Source organism: Streptomyces sp. AC627_RSS907 (assembly GCF_019049165.1).
The window spans coordinates 1-648 of record NZ_JAGMUE010000247.1 but is presented as its reverse complement, the minus strand read 5'-3'; the positions used below and the strand labels follow the sequence as shown (position 1 = coordinate 648).

Below are 648 nucleotides of genomic sequence, written 5' to 3'. Positions count from 1 at the left end.
GCCGTGGACAGGTCGGCGATGGTGCTGCCGGGCCCCACACCGCGCGCGATGACGGGCAGGTCGCGCTCGGTCGGGGTGTACTCGGGGTCGGTGTGCGCGGGGGCGCCGGGGTGGTCGGCGCCGCCGGCCGTGGCCCGGGCCGGGGGCACGGCGGAGGTCGGCTGCCGCGGCGCGGGCACGGTGCCCGGCGCGTACTCCGCCGGCGATACGGCTTGCCCGCGGCTCTGACCTGGCACGCTCGCGGGCGCGGCGCGGCCCGCGGGCTGGGCCACGGGCTGGGACGGGTCCGCTGGGGGCGTCGCGTGGCCGGGCGCGCCCTGGCCCGGCGCGTACGACTGCGGGTTGCTGGGCTGCCGGGTGGCCGACTGGGAGGCGGAGGCCGGGTGCGGGCCGGGGGCGCCCTGCGGGTGTGCGTGCGGCGGGCGGGGCTCGTGCGGTTGGTGCGGTGTGGCCGGACGGGGCGCCGCCTGGGGCGCGTTCGGCTGCGGGGCCGCCTGGGGGGCGTACGCCTGCGGCGCGCGTTGGGCCGGGGTGCGGGGCACCTGCTGGTCCCGCGCCACGACGGGTCCCGGCTGGGCGGCGGACGGGGCCTGCGGGGTGGAGCCGGCCGCGAGGGGGCGCACCCGCGCGGCCGGCTCCACCCCGCAG

At 83.0% G+C, this 648-nt stretch carries 1 pseudogene; it reads right to left on the bottom strand.

What is annotated here, in order from left to right:
• Positions 1-648 (bottom strand): annotated as a pseudogene (locus tag KUM32_RS33035) (hypothetical protein); the annotation flags it as partial.